This window comes from Stenotrophomonas sp., from assembly GCF_032056425.1.
Lineage (GTDB): Bacteria > Pseudomonadota > Gammaproteobacteria > Xanthomonadales > Xanthomonadaceae > Stenotrophomonas.
The window spans coordinates 67,198-70,061 of record NZ_DAMBCN010000026.1 but is presented as its reverse complement, the minus strand read 5'-3'; the positions used below and the strand labels follow the sequence as shown (position 1 = coordinate 70,061).

Below are 2,864 nucleotides of genomic sequence, written 5' to 3'. Positions count from 1 at the left end.
ACCAGGGTAGCGCCGGGCCATGCCCGGCGAGGCGTCGGACATCCGGCGCATTCAGAAAGCACATCGACGTTAAAGAGAAAGGGGGTACGGCCGATACATCCTCCGTGCACCTCCCGAGAACGTCCATGTACTCACGCATTTTCATCCGTCTGGCCGCCCCCCTGGCTCTGACCCTGCTGCTCCCCTTCGCCATCGGCTTCGAATGGCCGGCCGCCCTGCGCTGGGCGATCCTGACCACGATGACGCTGAGTTGGCTCGGCTTCGCGTGGTGGACCACCCGTGCGCAGGCCCATCGTTCCCCGGAACATGCCCGTGTCCTGCGTGAGCAGGACCAGCTGCTGACCGAACTGCGCAGCTTCGTCGGCAACGAGATCGACGGCTCGCGTGGCGAAGTCGAACGGGCCCGTGACTTGATCCGCCAGGCGGTATCCAGCCTGGGAGGCAGCTTCGATGCCATGAACCGCAAGTCCCGCCAGCAGAGCCAGGCCCTGTCGCGCATCGTCGACCGCGCCGGCGACGAAGGCAGTGCCGGACTCGATGTCGCCCGCTTCGCCCAGCACGCCAGCAACCGCATGGAACAGCTGGTGGAAGCGCTGGAACAGGTCAGCGGCCAGAGCAGCACCACCGTGCAGCACATCGACCAGATGGCGCAGCACCTGGACGGCATCTTCGCCCTGCTGGAAGACGTCAAGTCGATTGCCGACCAGACCAACCTGCTGGCGCTGAACGCGGCCATCGAAGCAGCCCGTGCCGGTGAAGCCGGTCGTGGCTTCGCGGTGGTGGCCGACGAAGTGCGCAACCTGTCCGAGCGCTCGACCACGTTCAACGAACAGATCCGCAAGCTGGCGCACAGCTCCAAGGACGCCATTGCCAAGGTGCGCGAGACCGTCTCGCACATGGCCTCGCGTGACATGGACCGCTCCCGCGAAGCCCGCCAGGAAGCGGCGACGATGCTGGACAACGTGGCGCAGATCAACGCGTCGCTGGGTGACGGGATGCGCGAAGTGTCCGAGTGCGCCCGTTCGATCGATGGCAGCGTGGCCGAGGCCGTGCGCGCCCTGCAGTTCGAAGACATCGCCACCCAGGCGCTGGGCGGCGTGCACACCCATCTGGATCGCCTGACCGCGATCAACCGCGAGGCGGTGGCCCTGCAGGAGCTGCTGCACCGCAATGGCGGCGTGTTCGACGAAGAGATCGCCACCGCCCTGCAGCGCACCGGCAACCGCCTGCGTGACCTGCGCAGCGAATGGGAACGTCCCCCGCACAAGCCGGTTGCCCAGCAGAACATGGGCGCCGGTACGGTCGAACTGTTCTGATCCTGATGTCCGCTGCCTTTTCCGGCAGCGCCGAAGGCCCCGGTTGTTCCGGGGCCTTTGCCTGTACGCTACCTCTGGACCACGCCGACCCGCGCAGCATGACCCTGATCCGCGCCCTGCCCCCCATCGATGCCAGCCAACGCCCGCGCAACCCGAGTGTGCGCGAGCAGTTGCAGCAGCTGGAGGATGTAGCGCGCGAAGAGATCGAGGAGCTGCAGCGTCTGGCCGATGCCCGCCCTGTCCCGCCCGCCCAGGCCGACGCCCTGATGAGCCTGGCCTGGGATCTCGGCCTGGGCGGCGACGCGTTGTAGATCCACGCCATGCGTGGATGGGCCTGAGCGGCCATCCGTGATTTCGGATTTGTTGCATGGCCTGGCTCCTCGACGAAGCACAGACTCTTGGCTCTTCCGTCCAGAGCCTGATATGCCGATCAACCTTGAAGACGCTCGAGAGGATTTCGAACAGTTTCTGATCCTCATGGATGATCAGATCGACTGGCTGGTCGAGCAGGCCCAGGACCACGGCATCGTTCTTGACGGCAGTCTGGAGAGCTTCGATCACCTGGAGTGTCTTTACACGTCGATGGCAGCGACGCTGACCCAGGACGACCGCGCTGCACTGCGGGTGGTCTTCGCCCGCTATCTCGGCGATAGCGTCAGGGAACGTTACGGAGGGCAATGGACCCTGCCGCTGGACGACCCCAGGGACATCAGCTTCAACATGCCGGTCATTGTGGGGCACTCAACCTGTCCATGGCTGGAGTTCAATCCCATCCACACGATGCTTGCCTTTTCCCTCCGGAAGGGACCCGGGTTGATTCGACGCGTCGTCGGGCACAGCGTTGATCCGCAGATTCTGGTTCTCAGCGATCTGGTGGAGAATGACTGACCTGTAACGGCAAGGTGACCCTGAGGTCATCCACGCATGGCGTGGATCTACAGGATTGACGCGACGCGATGGCGTCTGGGCCGCTGTGGCATGATGCCCCGGTCCCGTTCATGGAAGACCGATGGCCATCGCCCTGATCGCATTGATGCTGATCGAGTTGTTGCTTCTTTTGGCGTGGGTACCGCTGTTCTTCCGCACCGGCATCGTACTGTTCAACCAGCGCATTGCCGCGTCACCTGACGACCTCAAGCACCTTTCGCTGGGCGGGCTGGAACGCGACATGCCGATCGAACGGTGGGCACGCCTTTCATTCCGCGCGCTGGCCGATGGCAGCGTGGCGTTCCGCGAAAGCTTCGCACCGGGTTTCGGCGGGCGCTACTTCCCGCTGATGCACGGCCAGATCGTGGTGGACACGCGGCGCCGCGAAGTACGTGTGTTCGGCCGCTGCAGCTGGTTCGCACTGGTGCTGGCCGTGCTGCTGGTGCCCATCGTGCTGCTACGCCCCGTGGCGTGGCCGATGCTGGCGGTGCCGTCGCTGTTCTGTATCGGCTACCACATCCAGCGCCGGCGCTACGCCAATGTCGTCGAAGCAGTACGCGCAAGGGTGCGCAACGAATTTCCCTGGCAGTTCAAGGCCCCACCGTAGATCCACGCCATGCG

At 64.7% G+C, this 2,864-nt stretch carries 4 protein-coding genes; all 4 read left to right on the top strand.

Annotated features, from left to right (window positions below; genetic code table 11):
- Positions 1 to 125: 125 nt before the first annotated feature.
- The 4 genes from RTY46_RS16095 (at position 126) to RTY46_RS16080 (ending at position 2,850) form a co-directional block, all read left to right on the top strand.
- The gene (locus RTY46_RS16095; RefSeq protein WP_108749595.1) at positions 126 to 1,316 is read left to right on the top strand and encodes a methyl-accepting chemotaxis protein; all 1,191 of its coding nucleotides are present in this window, start codon (positions 126 to 128) and stop codon (positions 1,314 to 1,316) included.
- 5 nt (positions 1,317 to 1,321) lie between these two features.
- The gene (locus tag RTY46_RS16090) at positions 1,322 to 1,627 is read left to right on the top strand and encodes a hypothetical protein (RefSeq protein WP_312709637.1); all 306 of its coding nucleotides are present in this window, start codon (positions 1,322 to 1,324) and stop codon (positions 1,625 to 1,627) included.
- A 112-nt stretch (positions 1,628 to 1,739) separates the two neighbouring features.
- Positions 1,740 to 2,204, top strand: a complete 465-nt coding sequence (locus tag RTY46_RS16085) for a hypothetical protein (RefSeq protein WP_312709635.1) — start codon at positions 1,740 to 1,742, stop codon at positions 2,202 to 2,204.
- 121 nt (positions 2,205 to 2,325) lie between these two features.
- Positions 2,326 to 2,850, top strand: coding sequence for a hypothetical protein (locus RTY46_RS16080; RefSeq protein WP_312709633.1), 525 nt, complete (start codon positions 2,326 to 2,328; stop codon positions 2,848 to 2,850).
- Positions 2,851 to 2,864: the final 14 nt, after the last annotated feature.